This window comes from Mesorhizobium sp. M4B.F.Ca.ET.214.01.1.1 (assembly GCF_004791545.1).
Lineage (GTDB): Bacteria > Pseudomonadota > Alphaproteobacteria > Rhizobiales > Rhizobiaceae > Mesorhizobium > Mesorhizobium abyssinicae.
Genome location: NZ_SRUX01000013.1, coordinates 207379 through 224944 on the forward strand (window position 1 = coordinate 207379; position 17566 = coordinate 224944).

The window sequence follows — 17566 nt, forward strand, 5'->3', positions numbered from 1 at the left end:
TCCCTCAGCTCGCCGGTCCGGCACCGGCCAGCGTCTCTCCGGTGATCATGTTGATCACCGCGTCGGGACTTGTCTTGTTGCGTGCGACATCGCCCGCCACGACGCCTTGCCGGATCACCACGATCCGGTCGGCGACCTGGAAGGCCTGCTGCATGATATGGGTGATGATGACGACGCCGATGCCCTGGTTCGCCACCTGGCGGATCATGTCGAGGCCGCGTCGCGTCTGCTCGACGCCAAGCGCCGCGAACGGCTCGTCGAGCAGCACCAGCTTGCCGCCCCAGTGCACGAAGCGGTTGAGCTCGATCGCTTGCCGCTGTCCGCCCGAGAGGTGCTCGACATTGGTGCGCAACGACGGGATGCGGGTGCCGGCATTGGCGAGCGCCTTGGCGACCACGTCTTCCATGGCGCGCTCGTCGAGCACGGGGACGCCGAGCACTTTGCGGGTGATCTCGCGGCCCATGAAGAAATTCGCCACCACGTCGACATTGGTGCACAGCGACAGGTCCTGGTAGACGGTCTCGATACCGGCCGCCTTGGCCTCGGCAGGCGATCTGGCGAGGAACTCCTTGCCCTCGAACAGCATGCGGCCGGAGGTCGGCTCCAGCCCGCCGGCGATGATCTTGACCAGCGTCGACTTGCCGGCGCCGTTGTCGCCCAGCAGCGCCACGACCTCGCCGCGTCCGATCGAAAAGCTGATGCCCTTCAGCGCCTGGATGGCGCCATAGTTCTTGGTGACGTTGTCGAGGACCAGCAGGGGTTCGCTCATGCCGCGATGTCTCCGCCTTTCAGGAGGTCGCCGCCGCGCTGCCGCTTGGCGGTGAAGATCTGGCCGAAGCGCGGCGAGAGCACCCCGGAAACGGCAAGTGCCGCCGCGCCGCGCAGCACCGCATGCTGGCCGCCGCGGGCGACGACGATGCGCGGCGTGACGCGGTCCTTGCGGGCCGAGACCGAATTGGGCAGCTCTGCGGCTCCCGCCAGGCGTTCGAGCAGCGCCGGCGGCGCCAGCCCGCCGAGGACCACCGTCTCGGGGTCGAACAGGTTCTCGATGATGGTGATGGCATTGCGGAAAACCGGGCCGACCTCGGCCACCCAGGCGTCGTCGCTGCCGTGCCAGCGTCCGCGCGCCTCGAGCGAGAGGTAGCGCTCCAGGCAGCCCCGGTTGCCGCATGGGCAAGGTTCGCCGCCGAACACGACCGGGATGTGGCCGATCTCGCCGGCGTTGCCCCAGGCGCCGCGCAGCACGCTGCCATCATGCACCATGGCGCCGCCGAGGCCGACGCCGAAATAGAGGTAGTAGTAGTCGGAATATCCGGTGCCGAGGCCGTAGAGGCGCTCGCCCATGGCCGCGGCCGCCATGTCGGTCTCGAAGAAGGCCGGCAAACCCGTGGCCGTCGTCAGCCGCTCGCGCAGCGCCACGTCCTTCCAGCCGGTCATGGTCGTCGGGCCGATGAAGCTCATGGACTCGACGCCGAACGGGCCGGGCAGCGCCATGCCGACGCCGAGCACCCGTCCGCCCGCCCGCCGTCCGGCCAGGTCGCGGACCATGGCGCCGATCTGGTCGAACGCGTGGTCGGGCGTCACGTTGGGCGCTTCGCTGTGCATGCTTTCGATGACGTCGCCGCTGAGGTTGATCAGCGCGGCGTCGATGCCGAGCGGGGTGAGGTGGATGCCGACGGCATAGCCGCCTTCGGGATTGATCCTGAGCGTCGCCGGTGGCAGGCCGCGGCCTTTCGGCTCTTCGCGCAGCGACAGGATGTAGCCTTGTTCCTCCAGTTCGCGCACGATGGTCGACACGGTCTGCACGGTGAGACCGACGCCCCTGGCGATGTCGCCGCGCGCGATCGGCCCGTTGAGGCGGATGGACTCCAGCACGATGCGTCGGTTGTAGGGCCGGCCGAACTCCTGATTTGTCCCCCGCAATGCCATGCCTTGCGCTCCCGAAGAGAGTAGAGCTTCGCACCGAAGATTTATTCAGTCAAATGGAATTCAAAAATATTTTAGTGTTGTGGACGGCTCCTGCCGGCGACGACTGCGAGGGTCCGCGCCGGCGCCATCAGCAGAGCGAAATTAAAAGCAATTTCAGTATTTTATGATGCGAAGCTCAATCGCCACAACCAGGATGAACAGGGCGATCGACAACGACGACGACAGCACGATCGCCGCATAGAGCCGATCGGACTGGTAGTTGAAGCTCGCCTGGATGATCAGCGCGCCGAGCCCTTTGTCCGAGCCGATCCATTCGCCGACGATGGCGCCGATGACGGCGGTGGCGGAGGCAATCCTGAGCGAGGAGAACAGCATCGGCAGCGCGCGCGGCAGGCGCAGGCTCCAGAAAATCTCCGAGCGCGTCGCCGATAGAACCCTGAACAGCTCGTGCTCGCTGCTGCTGGCCGAATCGAGTCCGCGGATCATGTTGACCAGCGTCGGGAAGAAGCAGATCACCGCGGCTATGACGATCTTCGGCGTCATGCCGAGCCCGAAGATCAGGATGATGATCGGCGACAGCGCCAGGATCGGGATGGTGTTGAAGAACAGCACGATCGGGAAGTAAGCGGCCTGCAGCACGCGGCTGTGCACGAACAGCACGGCGAGCATCACGGCGGCGAGGTTGCCGATGACGAAGCCGGCCAGCGCCTCGATCAGCGTCGGCCAGAGATTGCCGAGCAGCAATGCAAAGCTCTTCTGGAAGACGCCGAATATCGCCGTCGGCGTCGGCACGATATAGGCCGGCACGCCGAGCCACGGCAGCAGGAACTGCCAGGTGAACAGGATGGAGGCCGCGCCAAGGACGGGCAGCGCGATCGCCAGCGCCGGCGGCAAGGGTGCCTGTCTCATGACGCGCGCTCCAGCGCCGCGCGCAGTTCCGCCATGGCAGCGATGACAGCCGGATCTTCGCGCGAGCAGCGGTTGCCGTCCTGCTTGAACGGCCGCATGTCGAGATCCTTGATCAGCCGTCCCGGATTGGCGGCAAGCACGATGACCCGCTCGCCGAGATAGGCGGCTTCGGCGATCGAATGGGTGACGAAGAGGATGGTCGTGCCGGTGCGCCGCCACAGCGCCAGCAATTCGTCGTTGAGGCGGTCGCGCGTGATTTCGTCCAGCGCGCCGAAGGGCTCGTCCATCAACAGCAGCCTGGGTTCGCCGAGCAGTGCGCGGGCGATCGCCACGCGCTGGCGCTGGCCACCCGATAATTGGTGCGGCAGGCGCTCGCCGAAGCCGGCAAGCCCCATCAGTTCCAGCAATTCCTCGCTGCGGTCCTCGATCTTGCGCGTCAGGCTGCCTTGCCCGACTGCAAGCGGCAAACGCACATTGTCGCGCACCGTGCGCCAGGGCAGCAGCGTCGAATCCTGGAAGACGAAGCCGACATCGCGACGCGAGCGCACCGCATGCGGCGTGTCGCCAAGCACGCTGATCGTGCCACCGAGCGGGTCGAGCAGGTCGGCGACCACGCGCAGCAGGGTCGACTTGCCGCATCCCGATGGCCCGAGGATCGACAGGAAGGAGCCGGCCGCGACCGCGAGGTCGAGGCCGGCGAGCACTTTCACCGCCGTCTGCCGGCCGCCATAGCCGACATCCAGTCGGTTTGCCTCGATCGCGTTCGCCATCAGGCGGCGGGCGCGTCGAGCTTGGGCCGGTCGGCGGCCGACAGTTCGAGGATCTTGGCGGTGTAGACATCCGCGGCTTGCGGCCGGCCGTTCGGGTACTGGCCGACCTTGTCGAGCAGCGCCAGCTGCTCCTCGATGGAGGCAGGCTCGAACGTGCCCCAGCCGTCCTTGGCGGTGGCGCCGTCGAAGGAAAGCTTGAGAACGAGGTTGATCGTCTTTTCCTCCCAGCCGAGATCCATCTCCGGATAGGCGGCGACCATCTTCTTCACCGCGTCCTGCGGGTTGGCATGCACCCAGCCCCAACCCTTGGCGACGGCGCCGATGAACTTCGCCAGCGTGTCTGCATTCTCCTCGATCGCCTTGTCGGTGGCGAAATAGACATCGGCGTAGGAACTAAGCCCGAGATCGCGCACGAGGAGGTCGATGCGGTCGTCGCCGACGACGCTCAGCGCCTGCGTGTTGGTGATCCAGCCGCCGATGGCGTCGACATCGCCGCGCACCAGCGGCGCCTTGTCGAAGCCGACATTGACGATGGTGACTTCCGACGGATCGATGCCGTTCTTGGCCAGGATCTCGTCGATGACGAACCGCGCCGTCGGCTGGATGCCGATCTTCTTGCCTTTGAGGTCGGCGACGCCGCGGATCGGCTTCGCCGGCTTCGAGGTGAAGGCATAGGGTCCGGTGCGGAAGCCGCAGGCGATGATCTTCACCGGCACACCGCTGGCGCGCGCCGCGTAGAGCTGCGGCGTTTCCGAGAACTGGCCGAGCTGGGCGGCGCCAGAGACCACCGGCGGCACGGTCGCCGCATTTGGCCCGCCGGGGCTGAACTCGACTTCCAGTCCGGCGTCCTTGAAATAGCCGTTGGCGACGGCCGCGATATCGCCGATCTGGCCGTTGGACATCAGCCAGTCATACTGGATGACGACCTTGCCGGCCGCTTTGGCGCCTGGCGTCAGCACCAACTGCATGCCGGCGGACGCGGCGGCAACGGCGGCGATGCCGGATTTCACGAAGCTGCGGCGGTTCATGTCGAAATGCTTGTTCCCACTCATTTTTCGCTCCTGTTGCAAGAGGTTTCTTCATTGCGCGCCGCTCCCACGGCGCGACGTCTACGGCTGTTCGTCGTGGTAGTCGCCGGGGCCGCCGTCGAGCCAGGCGTATAATTCCCAAAGCGTGTCGTCGGGATCGGTGAAGTAGGCGCAGCGCGCGTTCCAGACATAGTCTTCCGGCGGACCATAGAAGGGCACGCCCTTGGCGCTCAGCTCGCCATGCAGCCGGTCGATCTCGCCGGGGCTGTCGAGCCGCACCGCCACGCAGACCTTGTGCGCCTGGCGCGGCGATCTCAGCTTGGACACGCCGGTATGCCGGTTGATGTGGTCGATCTCCCAGGCGGCAAGCGTCACGCCCTCGCCATGGAAGTCGGCAAAACCCTCGGCGCGGCGGCGCAGCCGGAAGCCGAGCTTCTCGACATAGAACGCCACCGTGCGCTCGATGTCCTCGACGAGCAGGCAGACATCCGAAATTGCGTTTGTGTCCCCGATCGGCATTTTACTTTCCCTTGCCGGACTGTTTGCGCCGCGCTGCCGGCAGCTTGACGCCGACGCGCTCCGCCGCGCCGATGATGTGGGCGCGCATCGCTGCCTCGGCTGCGCTGGGATCGCCGGCGACCAGCGCCTCGTAGATGCGCACATGTTCGCCGACATTGACCTCGACCAGATCGTGCAGCGGGTTGGTCAGGCGGGCGTAGTGGATCGAGCGGCGGATCTGTTCGCAGACGAAGGAGATGAAGGTGTGGATGTAGCTGTTGCCGGTGGCGCGCGCGATCTCGCGGTGGAACAGAAGGTCCGCATCGATGCTGCCTTCCTCCCAGCGCTCCTCGCCGCTCATGCGGTCGAGCGCTGCCTTGATGGCGTCGAGGTGCTCCTGTCCGCGCCGCTCGGCGGCAAGTGCCGCGGATTCGGCCTCGAGGATGCAGCGCAGCTCGAACAGCCGCTCCATGTTCTCGCTGTCCTTCAGCGCCTCGCCGTCGATGCGGATCGAGGCGCGCTGCTCCGGCGCCAGCACGAAGGCGCCGACGCCTTGCCGGGCCTCGATCATGCCGTCGGCGCGAAGCTGGGCGATCGCCTCGCGCACCACGTTGCGGCTGACGCCGAACTTTTCCGAAAGCTCCTGTTCCGTCGGCAGCCGTGTGCCCGGATTGAGCTCGCCCGATTCGATCTCGCGGCTGAGGAAGGCAGCGACGCGGTGCGGCAGCGTTTCGACGGTGCCGATGGCGGCCAGTCTTTGCTTCATGGAACGGTCTCCGTTGGCGGCAGCAAGCAGCCGGGGTTCATCAGGCCCTCAGGGTCGAGCGCCTGTTTCAGCGCGGTGACCAGCCGGCGATGGGCGGGCGCCAGCCCGGCCCAGAAGGCGCGATGGCGGCTGCGGCCGATGCCGTGCTCGGCGCTGATCGAGCCGCCAAGCGAATTGGCGATGCGGTAGAGTCCGGCGGTGATGTCGGCGCCCCGGTTGCGCGCCTCGACCACCGTCAGGCCTTCCGGCGGCAGGACGTTGAAATGAATGTTGCCGTCGCCGGCATGGCCGTAGGCCTGCGGCAGCCAGCCGGGATGCTCCAGCGCCACGAAGTGGCGCGCCTGGTCGACGAGCGCAGGAATGTCCGAGATCCGCACCGAAAGGTCGGTGCGCACATGGTAGCCGCGCTTTGCCTGGCCCTCGACCAGCCCCTCGCGGATCGCCCAGAATGCCTTGGCGTGGCCATCGCTGTCGGCAAGCAGGGCTTCTGCGACCAGGCCGCTCTCCATGGCGCCGGCGAGGAAATCGACCAGCAAGGCACGCAGGTCGACAGCGGCACTGGCGGAAAGCTCCATCAGCACATGAACCGGAGCCTCGACCGGCGATGCGAGATCGGCGTCGACCAGGCGCGCGAGATCGATGCATTCCTGGCCGATGATCTCGAAGGCCGAGATCAGGTCGGCGGTGGCCCGGCGCGCTTGCCGGAACAGCGCGACGGCCGCTTCGAAGGAGGCAAGGCCGAGATAGGCGGTCTCGATGCGGGCCGGCCTCGGAAACAGTTTCAGCTCGACGCCGGTGATGATGCCGAGCGTGCCCTCCGAGCCGATGAAAAGCTGCTTCAGGTCATAGCCGCGATTGTCCTTGCGCAGGCCGCAGAAGCCGTCCCACAGTTCGCCGTCGGGCAGCACCACTTCAAGGCCGAGGATGAGGTCACGCGCCATGCCGTAACGCAAGACGTTGACGCCGCCGGCATTGCTCGCCGCATTGCCGCCGATCTGGCAGCTACCCTGGGCGCCGAGCGCCAACGGAAACAGGCAGTCATGCGCCTCGCTGACGTCTTTGATCGCCTGCAGGACGCAGCCGGCATCGGCCTGCAGCACGAAATTGTCGGCGTCGACGAGGCGGATGCGGTTCAGCCGCTCCAGGCTGATCACCACAGCGCCGCGCGCCTCGATGTCGATCGCGCCTGCCACCAGTCCGGTGTTGCCGCCTTGCGGGATGATGCCGAGTCCAAGCGCGCCGCAGAGCCGAACCACGGCCTGGACCTCGGCGACCGATGCCGGCTTCAGCACGGCAAGCGCGGCGCCCCGATGATCGCCCGACCAATCGCCGAGATATTTCGCCATGTCGGAGCCGGAGATGGCGACGCCGCTCTGCCCGACAGCGCTCTGCATGGCGCTGAGGATTTCCGGCGAAAGGCGGTGAACGGTCATGGAGTGACGATGTCAGGATATCGGGTGATACATATCATCCTACAACTTAACTCGAGTCAACGGCCTTCCCAGAGCGGCCGGAAATTACCGGGCATATCGGTCCAGGCCCTGTCCACGCGCCGGCTTGGCCGATTGCCGCTAGGTCAAAACCATTTCAAGGGTAGGCGGCGGCACGCCCGCGACAGTTGATCCAGCAAGGCATGGGGAAAAGATGATCGAACTGCCGTTCAAGCGCGACGAATACCAGCAGCGGCTTCGCAAGATCCGCGCCGAGATGGCAAGGCGAGGTATTGAGGTCCTGATCGTCAATGACGTTGCCAACCAGCACTACATAACCGGCTATGACGGCTGGTCGTTCTACACGCCGCAAATGGTGCTGGTTCCGATCGAGGAGGTCGAGCCGGTCTGGATCGGCCGCGCCATGGATGCCGCCGGCGGCCTGCTCACCGCCTGGATGAAGCCCGAGAACGTTGTCGGCTTCCCGGAGGACCATGTCCAGCGCGCCGATCGGCATCCCATGGACTGGATAGCAGGCTGGATCGTCGCCAAGGGCTGGGGCAATCGTCACATCGGCATCGAGCTCGAAGCCTATTACTTCTCGCCGAAAGCCCATGCCCGGCTCGTCGCCGGACTGCCCAATGCCAGATGGCATGACGCCGATCTTCTGGTGAACTGGATTCGCGCGGTCAAATCGGCGCCCGAGATCGATTACTTGCGCAAGGCATCGAGACTGGCCGAGGCAGCTGTCGCGCGGGCCTACGAGGTCATCGCGCCAGGTGTTCGCGAATGCGACGCGATCGCCTCCATCCAGGCGGCACAGATCGCCAGCAGCCCGGACTTCTGCGGCGACATCACCGCCCTTCCTCCAACCATCCTCGGCGGCGAGAATGCCTCCGCTCCGCACATCATGTGGAGCGACAGGCGGTTCGGCGAAAACGAGACGATCGCGCTCGAACTCGCCGGGGTCTGCCGTCGCTATGCCGCCGGGCTCGCAAGAACCCTGCAGCTTGGCAGGACGCCGACAAATGTTTCGGACACGGCAAAGGCGGTGATCGAAGGCATGGACGCGGTGCTCGAGGCGGCGAGGCCCGAAACGACCGCCGAAGCGGTGGAAGCCGCCTGGCGCAACGTCATTCAACGCTACGGACTGAAGAAGGAATCGCGCATCGGCTATTCCATCGGTGTCGCCTATCCGCCGGACTGGGGCGAACACACGATCAGCCTGAGGCCCGGCGACAAGACGGTGCTTCAACCCGGCAACGTCGTTCATTCCATTCTCGGCATGTGGATGGAGGGTTGGGGCATCGAGGTGAGCGAGACCATCCTGATCACCGAGACCGGCAACGAGACCCTGACCAGGTTCCCGCGAGAAATCCATGTCAAACCCTGAGGATAGCGCGATTGCCGCCCCGATCAGCATCGACGGCGGAATTCTCGACCGGATGATCGAGGTTCGCCGGCATTTGCATCGCCATCCGGAGCTTTCGAACCGCGAAGCGGCAACGCAAAGTTATTTGCGGGAGATGCTCACCGGGCAGGGGATCGAGAATATCCGCGACGTCGCCGGCTATGGTCTTGCCGTCGATATTGTCGGTACCGGCCGGCCGTCGAACCGCAAAATCGCCATTCGTGCCGATATCGATGCCTTGCCGATCGAGGAGGAGTCCGGCGTCGACTTCGCGTCGCTCAATCCCGGCGTAATGCATGCCTGCGGTCACGATGCCCATGCCGCGATGGGGTTTGCGGTGGCCGCCCATCTGCATCGAACGCGCGACAGTTTCGGCGGCACCGTCCGCCTGATCTTCCAGCCGGCCGAGGAGGACGAGCCGTCGGGTGGCAAACGAGTGGTGGCGGAAGGGCATCTCGACGACATCGATGCCGCGCTCTGCGTCCACGTCGATCCTTATACGCCGTCGGGCAAGGTCGCCGTCGGTTCTGGTCCCTACACGCTGGCCTGCGACACGTTCGATGTCCTGGTTACCGGATCGGCCGCGCATGCGGCAAAACCCTATGAAGGCATCGATGCGTTGACTGTCGCCTGCTCCATGGTGGGCGAACTGCAGAAGATCGTCTCGCGCGAGACCAATCCTTACGATCCGCTGGTCATTTCGGTGACCGCCATCAATGGCGGCAATGCTTACAATGTCACGGCCGGCAAAGTCGCTTTGAAGGGCACCATCCGCAGCGGCAATGACGCTACTCGCGAGCGCGCCTGGCGCCGGGTTCGCGAGGTGCTGGAGGGCGTCGCGGCCAGCCACGGCGCAAGGGTGAAGGTCGACATCCATCGGGGCGAGCCCGGAGTCGTCAACGATGCCGAGATGGCCGAACTGATCCTTGCCGGCGCCAAGGCCAGCATCGGCGCGGAGAATGCGCTCAACATGCCTGGGTGGAGCATTGCCGACGATTTTGCCTATTACAGCGTGAGAATTCCGTCGGTCTATTTCCGGCTCGACATCCGCAACGAAGACGTCGGATCGGTCTTTCCGCTCCACCAAGCCAAGTTCCGCGTTGACGAGGCAGCCTTGAAAAACGGCGCTCTCACCTTGGTTTCGGCAGCGACGGTGTTTCTGTCGGGGCAGCGGGAAAATCCCGGCGCAAACCGCTAGCTGAATTCATAACTGGGCTCACCGAAATGGTTTGGGAAGCGGGCGTTGCCATGCGTCCCCAAGCTGTTAAGTCTACTTCGCGTTGGAAAATAGCGAGCATGTCACTTTCGCGATTTGTTGAGAAGTGGACTACCCCTAGCTATCCCCCTGCGTCAGTCTTAGAGGGGGATTTGAGTGCCGCTGAGCAGCAGCTAGGCGTCCGCTTTCCCGAAGACTATCGACAAGCAGTACTCGACGTGGGATTGCCTCGGCCGACAATCGCGCTTTTGAACGCGATCGTCGTGCGTGGGCTGGATCTGCATGATCTCAGCAACTTCTATTCTCCGAAGGAGATAGTAGAGGAAACGCTTGGCTGGCGCGAGATCGGGATGCCTGATCGGCTTATCGCTATCGCCAGCGACGGGTCCGGAAACAAGTTCTGCTTCAATGCGGACCAGCTTGGCGTTGACAGCGCCGACAGGCGGGGAATTTGGTTCTTCGATCACGATTTTGGAACCGTCGATCAGGTTGCGCCAAGTTTCCATGCCTGGATTGACGCCTTTTGCGACGTCGAGCCATGCCACTAGAAAGCGAGCTGAGATCCCAACCGGTCTGTTGCCATGGTTCAACTCGCGTCAAATGTGGCTGTGGCTGCGCGCCTATGAGTCTACGGCCTAGCTAGCTAAAGGTACTGCGCGACCTTCTTGCCGACGGTCAGGAAGCGCAGCGGGTCGACCGCATCGCCATTGTGGCGCACTTCGTAGTGGAGATGCGGGCCGGTCGAACGGCCGCTGCTGCCGGTCTTGCCGATAATATCGCCGGCCGCGAGCTTCTGGCCGACCGTCACGTCGATCTCGCTCAAGTGCCCGTAGCGCGTGGCGAAGCCATTGCCGTGGTCGACCTCGACCATGCGGCCATAGCCGCCGTTCCAGCCCGCCTTGGTGACGACGCCGGGCGCTGTGACCTTGGCGGGCATGCCCATTGGCGCCCTGAAATCCATGCCCGAATGCAAGGCCGCGGTGCCGAGGATCGGGTCGGTGCGCACGCCGAACGGGCTGGTGACCGAATGACCGGGGGCGGGGTTGGCGAGCGGCAGCCGCCGCGCTTCCTTCTTCAAATGGTCGAGCGCATCCAGCGCCTCGTCCAGTTCCTTGACCTTGCTGTCGAACATCGTCGATGCGTTGAGCGGGATCAGCGGGCCGCCGACATCGCTGTCCTTGCCGAAATCGCTGTCGACCGGCAGGCCGGCGGCCGCGAGCGCCTGGGTGATGGCGTCGGCGTTCTTGTAGGCATTGTCGGCGAGCGTGGTGACGCGGGTGAGCTGCTCGCTCTCGATTGCCTTGAGCGACTGGTTGATCGACACGAACAGCCTGTCGGCGCGGTCGGCGGCCGAATCGCTGGGCAGCGGATCGGAGCGTGTCGACCACAATGAGAACGGTCTTGTGTCGCCGGCACCGAGGCTGGCGATCGAATAGGCTGACTGGGCGCCGATCACCTCGGCGCGCTCATCCGGCTTGGCCGCCGCGGCGCCATCGGCGGCGGACGCGGCCCCGACTTCGCTTTCAGCGCGCTCCAGGATCGGGCCAAGGCGGCCGTGACGCTGGCTGAGCTGGGTCTGGCGCTCCAGAAGCTCGCTCACCTTGGTTTCCATCAGCTGCTGGTCGAGGAGCTGGCGGCTGGTGATGCGGTCGACCTGGGCGCGAAGCGCCGATATGCGGTCCTCGTAGGCCTGCTGCATGCGCGCCTGCCGGGCCGTCGTCGCTCCGATCAGGTCGTCGCGCAGCACCAGGTAGGAGGTGGCGAGCAGGTAGCCGATGACGACAGCCGCCAGCGCCGAGCCGAGAAAGGCGGCAAGCCAGGGGCGGATGGTGAAATGCCTGATTTCATTGCCCCGGGCGATGATGACCGTATGGGGCTCCTTGCGTTTACCGAAGACCGCAGACTGACCGGTTGGGTTCACGGGACCAAGCTTTCGTTGTGACGCCACGAAGAGCCTGATTACACATTATTAGGGTTAATAAAGCTTTGCCGGGCCGAATGCGCCGGTAACCAATGCTCGCAGAGCGGGTATCGGGTTGCGGCGAAGACCGTCGAGCATGCCTCAGAGCGCGCGCACCGCCTCCAGCACCTCTTCGGCGTGACCCTTGACGCGGACCTGCCGCCAGATTCTGGCGATGCGCCCGTCCTCGCCGATCAGGAAAGTCGCGCGCTCGACGCCCATATATTTGCGACCATACATCGTCTTCTCGACCCACAGACGGTAGGCCTCGATCACCTTGCGCTCCTCATCGGCCACCAGATCGACGGTAAGGTCATATTTCTGCTTGAATTTGTCGTGCTTCTTGGTGCTGTCGGGGGACAGCCCTATGACCACGGCGCCGGCCTTCTCGAAGTCCGGCTTCAATTGCGAAAAGCTGATCGCCTCATTGGTGCAGCTCGTGGTGTCGTCCTGCGGATAGAAGTAAAGTACAACAGGCTTTCCCAGCAATGCGGCGAGGCTGAGCGACCCGCCACCGTCGCGCGGAAGATCGAATTGCGGCGCAAGATCGCCCACGTCGAGATCGGCCATGTCGGTGCCCTTGTTTGAGGTTACGCGCGAAGCCGCATCGATATAGTGTCAGACGGGGATTCGTCCACGATCGAGTTCGCTACAACGGAAGATTGCGTGGATCAGGAAGAAACGCAGCACGAGAAGATCAGGTTCAGGCGTGACGAGATCACCGACCTGGCGGCTTTCCCCTCCGCTTGCAAAGTGCCGCCGCTTGGGCGCGCCAGGATCGGTCGTGGCTTTCGCATCCTTGCCCGCGTGGTCGCCGGGTTCAGCGCTCTGGTGTTGCTGGCCGCTGCCGCGGTCTATGTGCTCGGCACGTCGGGCATCGGCACCGAGCGGCTTCGCGCCGAGGCGGAAACGGCCATCGAGAAACTGGCCGGCTTCGATGTCGATGTCGCCGTCGGCCCGGCGCGGCTGACGCTCGACGGGTCGAGCTTCATTGCCTTGCAGGTGAGCGACGTCAGCCTGAAGACCGCCGGCGGCAAGCCGATCGCCGACGCCGGCCGTGTCCGCTTCGGCATCCGGCTGATCCCGCTGCTCTCGGGCGAGGTGCGCCTGACCAGCGCCCGGATTTCCGATGCGCATTTCATGCTGGCGGCGATGCCATCCACTGGCGGCGACTGGACGGCGTCGCTTCGCAACGCGGATGGCCTGGTTGATCCGGACAAGGTGGTTGCCGCGGTCTTCGCCAATGTCAACCACGCCCTCGATGCCGTGCGCGAGGATTCGATTCGCCAGGTCGATCTGCGCAATGTCGAGTTCGTTCTGTCGGACACCAGTCCGGTCAAGCGGGTCACCGTGGCCAATGCCACTGTCCTGCAGACCGGCCCAGGCAGCATGCAGGCCTCCTACGACGCCGATGTCGATGGTCGCGCGCTCACCATCGCCGCCTCCGCCGCCCGCGATACTGCAACCGGGCGGGTCACGGCGCTGGACGCCAACGTCAGTCTCGCCGCCGACGCTGGAGCAGGGACCGGTGGCAAATTGGGCGCCGTCACCTTGAAATTGACGGGGGTGGAAGGAGCAGCGGAGACGAAGTCGCGTCTGACGGCCTCGCTGTCGCTGGCAGGCTCCGTGCTCGATCTCGGCTCGCGCGGGCAGCTGCCCGCCGACGTCGACGCCAATGCCACCCTTGTCGCCGGCGCCAACAAGATCGATGTCACCCGCCTTCTGCTCAAGACCGGCCGCTCGACCTTCGACTTCGCCGGCTCGATCGGACCAAAGCCGGCAACCGCTGGCGAGCAGCCAGCCTATCGCTACGACCTGACCAGCGACGGCTCGAAGCTCTCTCCGTCGGAGTCGCCCGAGCCGGCACTCGATTTCGTGGCCCGCATCGCCGGGGTCTATCAGCCGAAGAGCAACAAGCTCATCGCCGAGAAGATCGGCGTCCGCTCGGGATCTTCCAGCGAGGTGCTGGGCACGGCCTCGGTCACCTTCATCGACAATGGCCCGCCGGGCATATCTCTCTCTCTCAACATCCACGACATGCCGGTCTCGCATGTCAAGCAATTGTGGCCCTGGTTCTCCGCCCGCAACGCCCGCCTGTGGGTGCTGAGCAATCTGTTCGGCGGTCGCGTAGTCGACGCCACCCTGCAGTTCCAGGTCGTGCCGGGGCGGCTCGGCAACGGCGTCCCGCTGTCCGCCGACGAGGTGTTCGGCCGCTTCCAGGTCGAGGGTTCGCGCTTCGACACGGCCGGCCGCATCCCGCCGATCCGTGACGCGGTGGGCGTCGTTTCCTTCCGCGGCAACGATGTCGACATCGCGCTGTCGTCGGGCAGCGTCTACATGACCAGCGGCCGCACCGTGGCGGCCAGCAACGGCACGCTGACGGTCAAGCAGGCCAACCACTCGCCGGTGATCGGCGCGCTCGACATCGACGTCGCCGGCGAGGCGCCGGCGATCGCCGAGCTCGCCTCCTACGAGCCGATCAACGCCATGCGCCATGTCGGCCTGTCGCCGGAGGATCTCACCGGCACGGTCACAGGCCACGTCAAGGCCGATATTCCGCTGACGTCTGGCGTCGACACTTCGAAGCTCAACTGGCTGGTAACACTGGACTATAAGGACCTGTCGCTCGCCAAGCCGTTCGAGGACCAGACCGTGACGGAGGCCGACGGCTCGATCACCGTCGAGCCGAAACAGGCGGTGATCTCGGCCAAGGCGCGGCTGAACGGCATTCCGGCCGAGCTCGACATCGTCGAGCCGCTTGCCGATGACGGGCCACCGCCCAGTCGCAAGGTCGAGCTCGTGCTCGACGACAAGACGCGCGCCACCGCCATGCCCGGCCTGTCGCCGCTGCTTTCGGGGACCATCAAGGTGGCGATCGACAAGAGCGACGGCGACGAACAGAACGTCTCGGCTGATCTCACCAGCGCCAGGCTCGATATCCCCTGGGCTGGCTGGAGCAAGGGCGCGGGCGTCCCCGCCAAGGTCACATTTGCAATGACCAAGTCCGGCGGCACCACGACGCTCTCCGATTTCGACCTCGACGGAAAGAGTTTCTCCATCGACGGCGACGTCACGCTGGTCAATGGCGCCTTGTCTTCGGCCCGCTTCAGCAAGGTCGCCCTGAACAGGGGCGACGACGTCGCGGTGACGGTGAAGCGGTCGGGCAAGGGCTATGCCGTCGATGTCAGCGGCGAGGCGCTCGATGCACGCTCGCTGATCAAGCAGTTCACCTCCGATGTCGACACCGCCACCAAGACCACCGGCACCGACGCGATTTCCGTCGACGCCGATGTCGGTTCGCTGACCGGTTTCCATGACGAGGTGCTGTCCAACCTCAAGCTGAACTACAGCGCCGCGGGTTCCCGGGTGAACGGCCTCGAGGTCAGCGCGACGGCGAGCTCCGGCGCGGCCATTACCATCCGCAACACGACCGCCGACGGCAGGCGGGCGCTCAGCATGAAGTCGGCCGACGCCGGCGCCATACTACGCTTCCTCAATGTCTACGAGCATATGGAGGGTGGCTCGATCACGCTGTCGATGGCGGGCGCCAGCGACGGGCCGATGAAGGGTCAGGTCGATGCCACCAACTTCTTCGTCGTCAACGAGCCGAAGCTCGCCTCGATCGTGTCGACCACGCCGGCCGGCGACACGCGCAGCCTGAACCAGGCGGTCAAGGCCGATATCGATACGTCCAGGGTCAAGTTCGAGCGCGGCTACGCCGAGATCGACAAGGGGGCCGGCTATCTGAAACTGGCGAACGGGGTGCTGCGCGGCGAGCGCATCGGCACCACTTTCCAAGGCACGCTCTACGACCAGAACAACAATATGGACATGACCGGCACCTTCATGCCGGTCTATGGGCTGAACCGCATCTTCGGCGAACTGCCGCTGTTCGGCCCGCTGCTCGGAAACGGCCGGGATCGCGGCCTGATCGGCGTCACTTTCCGGCTGAGAGGCAATGCCAACAAGCCGAGCCTCGACATCAACCCGCTTTCGGTAATCGCTCCCGGAATATTCAGGTCGATCTTCGAATACCGCTGAGGCGGCCCGTCACACCGGCCGGGCCAGGACGTGTTTTTTCTTGCCAACTGAGAGCTTTACGACGTTTTCCGGACTCAAATCCTGAAGCGTCACAGTCCGGCGGTCGTCCGCGACCAACTGGTCGTTGAGGCGCACGGCGCCGCCCTGGACATGACGCCGCGCCTCGCCATTGGAGGCGGCGAGCCCGGCGGTGACCAGCAGCGACAGGATGCCGATGCCGGCTTCGAGCGCGGCCTGGCCGACTTCGACGCTGGGCAGTGTGTCGGCGAGCGCGCCTTCCTCGAAGGTCTTGCGCGCGGTTTCGCTCGCCGTTTCCGCCGCCTCGCGGCCATGCAGCATGGCGGTGATCTCGGTGGCGAGGATCTTCTTCGCCTCGTTGATCTCCGCGCCGCCGAGCTTTTCGAGCCGCGCGACCTCGTCGAGCGGCAGCGTCGTATAGAGTTTCAGGAAGCGGCCGACATCTGCGTCCTCGGTGTTGCGCCAATACTGCCAGAACTCGTAAGGCGACAGCATGTCGCCGTCGAGCCAGACCGCGCCCGACGCAGACTTGCCCATCTTGGCGCCCGACGAGGTGGTGAGCAGCGGCGTGGTCAGCGCGTAAAGCTGCGCGTTCTCCATGCGATGGCCGAGGTCGATGCCGTTGACGATGTTGCCCCACTGGTCCGAGCCGCCCATCTGCAGGCGGCAGCCGAGACGCTTGTAGAGTTCGACGAAGTCGTATGCCTGCAGGATCATGTAGTTGAATTCGAGGAACGACAGCGACTGCTCGCGGTCGAGGCGCAGCTTCACGGAATCGAAAGCGAGCATGCGATTGACCGAGAAATGCCGGCCGACGTCGCGCAGGAAGTTGACGTAGTTGATCTCCATCAACCAGTCGGCATTGTTGATCATGACCGCGTCGCCGGCGCCGCTTCCAAATTTGAGGTAGGGCGCGAAGTTGCGGCGGATGCCGGCCAGATTGTCCTCGATGTCCTGCGGCGTCAAAAGCTTGCGCGCCTCGTCCTTGAACGAGGGATCGCCGATCATCGAGGTGCCGCCGCCCATCAGCGCGATCGGCCGGTGGCCGGTCTGCTGCAGCCAGTGCAGCATCATGATCTGGATCAGCGATCCGGCATGCAGGCTCTTCGCCGTCGCGTCGAAGCCGATATAGGCGCTCACCGTCTCCCTGGCGAAAAGCTGGTCGAGGCCGGCATCATCCGAGGTCTGGTGGATGAAGCCGCGCTCGCTCATCGTGCGCAGGAAGTCGGACTTGAAGGCGGACATTTTTGCTTTCCCGGAGATCGCCCGGCCGCCAGGCCGAGCGTGACATGAAGGCGCGCGTTTAGCATCAGTGGGCGATCAGCAAAAGTGGTTTCCGGTTTTGCGACTGTTAGCCTCCCACTCCCGCGCCGCGTGCGAGAGATTGGCAGGGCAGGTCGAATTTGCCTCCATCGCCCGTCCACCGAGCGCTGGCGCCGCCCCTCACCTGCCTGCCGGCATCCTTGTAACTTGTCCCTTGCCGACTCTGCTATTGCAGCAGGTGCGGTGGCGGACGAGAGACCGGAGCATCTTTGGGCCTTGAAGCCCGTGGGAGAGCGAGGGTCTTCGTCCGCCGTTCCATCGACCCCG

The 17566-nt window shown here is 65.0% G+C and carries 15 protein-coding genes; 4 read left to right on the forward strand and 11 right to left on the reverse strand.

Going from position 1 to position 17566, the window contains the following annotated elements:
• Positions 1-4 precede the first annotated feature (4 nt).
• From EN857_RS24780 to EN857_RS24815, 8 genes are all read right to left on the reverse strand, one after another.
• The gene (locus tag EN857_RS24780; protein ID WP_128346712.1) at positions 5-769 is read right to left on the reverse strand and encodes an ATP-binding cassette domain-containing protein; all 765 of its coding nucleotides are present in this window, start codon (positions 767-769) and stop codon (positions 5-7) included.
• Complete coding sequence (locus EN857_RS24785) at positions 766-1929, reverse strand: ROK family transcriptional regulator (protein ID WP_128346713.1); 1164 nt, start codon at positions 1927-1929, stop codon at positions 766-768. The genes EN857_RS24780 and EN857_RS24785 overlap by 4 nt, the downstream gene beginning before the upstream one ends.
• A 153-nt stretch (positions 1930-2082) precedes the next feature.
• Positions 2083-2838 (reverse strand): ABC transporter permease, encoded by a 756-nt coding sequence (locus tag EN857_RS24790; RefSeq protein ID WP_127393844.1) that lies wholly within the window; start codon positions 2836-2838, stop codon positions 2083-2085.
• Entirely contained in the window at positions 2835-3608 is a 774-nt protein-coding gene (locus EN857_RS24795; RefSeq protein ID WP_127393843.1) for an ABC transporter ATP-binding protein, read from the reverse strand. The genes EN857_RS24790 and EN857_RS24795 overlap by 4 nt, the downstream gene beginning before the upstream one ends.
• The gene (locus tag EN857_RS24800; protein ID WP_127393845.1) at positions 3608-4636 is read right to left on the reverse strand and encodes an ABC transporter substrate-binding protein; all 1029 of its coding nucleotides are present in this window, start codon (positions 4634-4636) and stop codon (positions 3608-3610) included. The genes EN857_RS24795 and EN857_RS24800 overlap by 1 nt, the downstream gene beginning before the upstream one ends.
• Before the next feature lie 81 nt (positions 4637-4717).
• A complete protein-coding gene (locus tag EN857_RS24805) occupies positions 4718-5155 on the reverse strand; it encodes a VOC family protein (RefSeq protein ID WP_127393842.1) in 438 nt (145 codons plus the stop codon).
• Between the two features lies 1 nt (position 5156).
• Complete coding sequence (locus EN857_RS24810; RefSeq protein ID WP_128276240.1) at positions 5157-5900, reverse strand: FadR/GntR family transcriptional regulator; 744 nt, start codon at positions 5898-5900, stop codon at positions 5157-5159.
• Entirely contained in the window at positions 5897-7333 is a 1437-nt protein-coding gene (locus tag EN857_RS24815) for an FAD-binding oxidoreductase (RefSeq protein WP_210213999.1), read from the reverse strand. The genes EN857_RS24810 and EN857_RS24815 overlap by 4 nt, the downstream gene beginning before the upstream one ends.
• A 211-nt stretch (positions 7334-7544) precedes the next feature.
• On the opposite strand from EN857_RS24815, the gene EN857_RS24820 reads away from it, so the two are divergent.
• From EN857_RS24820 to EN857_RS24830, 3 genes are all read left to right on the forward strand, one after another.
• Complete coding sequence (locus tag EN857_RS24820; protein ID WP_127392448.1) at positions 7545-8723, forward strand: M24 family metallopeptidase; 1179 nt, start codon at positions 7545-7547, stop codon at positions 8721-8723.
• Positions 8710-9939, forward strand: coding sequence for a M20 family metallopeptidase (locus tag EN857_RS24825; RefSeq protein WP_135859291.1), 1230 nt, complete (start codon positions 8710-8712; stop codon positions 9937-9939). Before EN857_RS24820 ends, EN857_RS24825 begins: the two co-directional genes overlap by 14 nt.
• A gap of 98 nt (positions 9940-10037) precedes the next feature.
• Entirely contained in the window at positions 10038-10505 is a 468-nt protein-coding gene (locus EN857_RS24830) for an SMI1/KNR4 family protein (RefSeq protein WP_281015750.1), read from the forward strand.
• 95 nt (positions 10506-10600) lie between these two features.
• Here EN857_RS24830 and EN857_RS24835 read toward each other — a convergent pair whose 3' ends face one another.
• The gene (locus tag EN857_RS24835) at positions 10601-11878 is read right to left on the reverse strand and encodes a M23 family metallopeptidase (protein WP_127392451.1); all 1278 of its coding nucleotides are present in this window, start codon (positions 11876-11878) and stop codon (positions 10601-10603) included.
• Positions 11879-12019: 141 nt separating this feature from the next.
• Positions 12020-12487, reverse strand: coding sequence for a peroxiredoxin (locus tag EN857_RS24840; protein WP_127284397.1), 468 nt, complete (start codon positions 12485-12487; stop codon positions 12020-12022).
• A gap of 96 nt (positions 12488-12583) precedes the next feature.
• On the opposite strand from EN857_RS24840, the gene EN857_RS24845 reads away from it, so the two are divergent.
• Positions 12584-15958, forward strand: a complete 3375-nt coding sequence (locus tag EN857_RS24845) for a DUF3971 domain-containing protein (RefSeq protein ID WP_127392452.1) — start codon at positions 12584-12586, stop codon at positions 15956-15958.
• Positions 15959-15967: 9 nt separating this feature from the next.
• Here EN857_RS24845 and tyrS read toward each other — a convergent pair whose 3' ends face one another.
• Positions 15968-17221 (reverse strand): tyrosine--tRNA ligase, encoded by a 1254-nt coding sequence (gene tyrS, locus EN857_RS24850; RefSeq protein ID WP_127392453.1) that lies wholly within the window; start codon positions 17219-17221, stop codon positions 15968-15970.
• Positions 17222-17566 lie beyond the last annotated feature (345 nt).

Excerpts from the sequence above, each read along its gene's own strand:
- EN857_RS24780 (WP_128346712.1), bottom strand. The coding sequence starts at position 769 with ATGAGCGAACCCCTGCTGGTCCTCGACAACGTCACCAAGAACTATGGC.
- EN857_RS24785 (WP_128346713.1), bottom strand. The coding sequence starts at position 1,929 with ATGGCATTGCGGGGGACAAATCAGGAGTTCGGCCGGCCCTACAACCGA.
- EN857_RS24790 (WP_127393844.1), bottom strand. The coding sequence starts at position 2,838 with ATGAGACAGGCACCCTTGCCGCCGGCGCTGGCGATCGCGCTGCCCGTC.
- EN857_RS24795 (WP_127393843.1), bottom strand. The coding sequence starts at position 3,608 with ATGGCGAACGCGATCGAGGCAAACCGACTGGATGTCGGCTATGGCGGC.
- EN857_RS24800 (WP_127393845.1), bottom strand. The coding sequence starts at position 4,636 with ATGAACCGCCGCAGCTTCGTGAAATCCGGCATCGCCGCCGTTGCCGCC.
- EN857_RS24805 (WP_127393842.1), bottom strand. The coding sequence starts at position 5,155 with ATGCCGATCGGGGACACAAACGCAATTTCGGATGTCTGCCTGCTCGTC.
- EN857_RS24810 (WP_128276240.1), bottom strand. The coding sequence starts at position 5,900 with ATGAAGCAAAGACTGGCCGCCATCGGCACCGTCGAAACGCTGCCGCAC.
- EN857_RS24815 (WP_210213999.1), bottom strand. The coding sequence starts at position 7,333 with ATGACCGTTCACCGCCTTTCGCCGGAAATCCTCAGCGCCATGCAGAGC.
- EN857_RS24820 (WP_127392448.1), top strand. The coding sequence starts at position 7,545 with ATGATCGAACTGCCGTTCAAGCGCGACGAATACCAGCAGCGGCTTCGC.
- EN857_RS24825 (WP_135859291.1), top strand. The coding sequence starts at position 8,710 with ATGTCAAACCCTGAGGATAGCGCGATTGCCGCCCCGATCAGCATCGAC.
- EN857_RS24830 (WP_281015750.1), top strand. The coding sequence starts at position 10,038 with ATGTCACTTTCGCGATTTGTTGAGAAGTGGACTACCCCTAGCTATCCC.
- EN857_RS24840 (WP_127284397.1), bottom strand. The coding sequence starts at position 12,487 with ATGGCCGATCTCGACGTGGGCGATCTTGCGCCGCAATTCGATCTTCCG.
- tyrS (WP_127392453.1), bottom strand. The coding sequence starts at position 17,221 with ATGTCCGCCTTCAAGTCCGACTTCCTGCGCACGATGAGCGAGCGCGGC.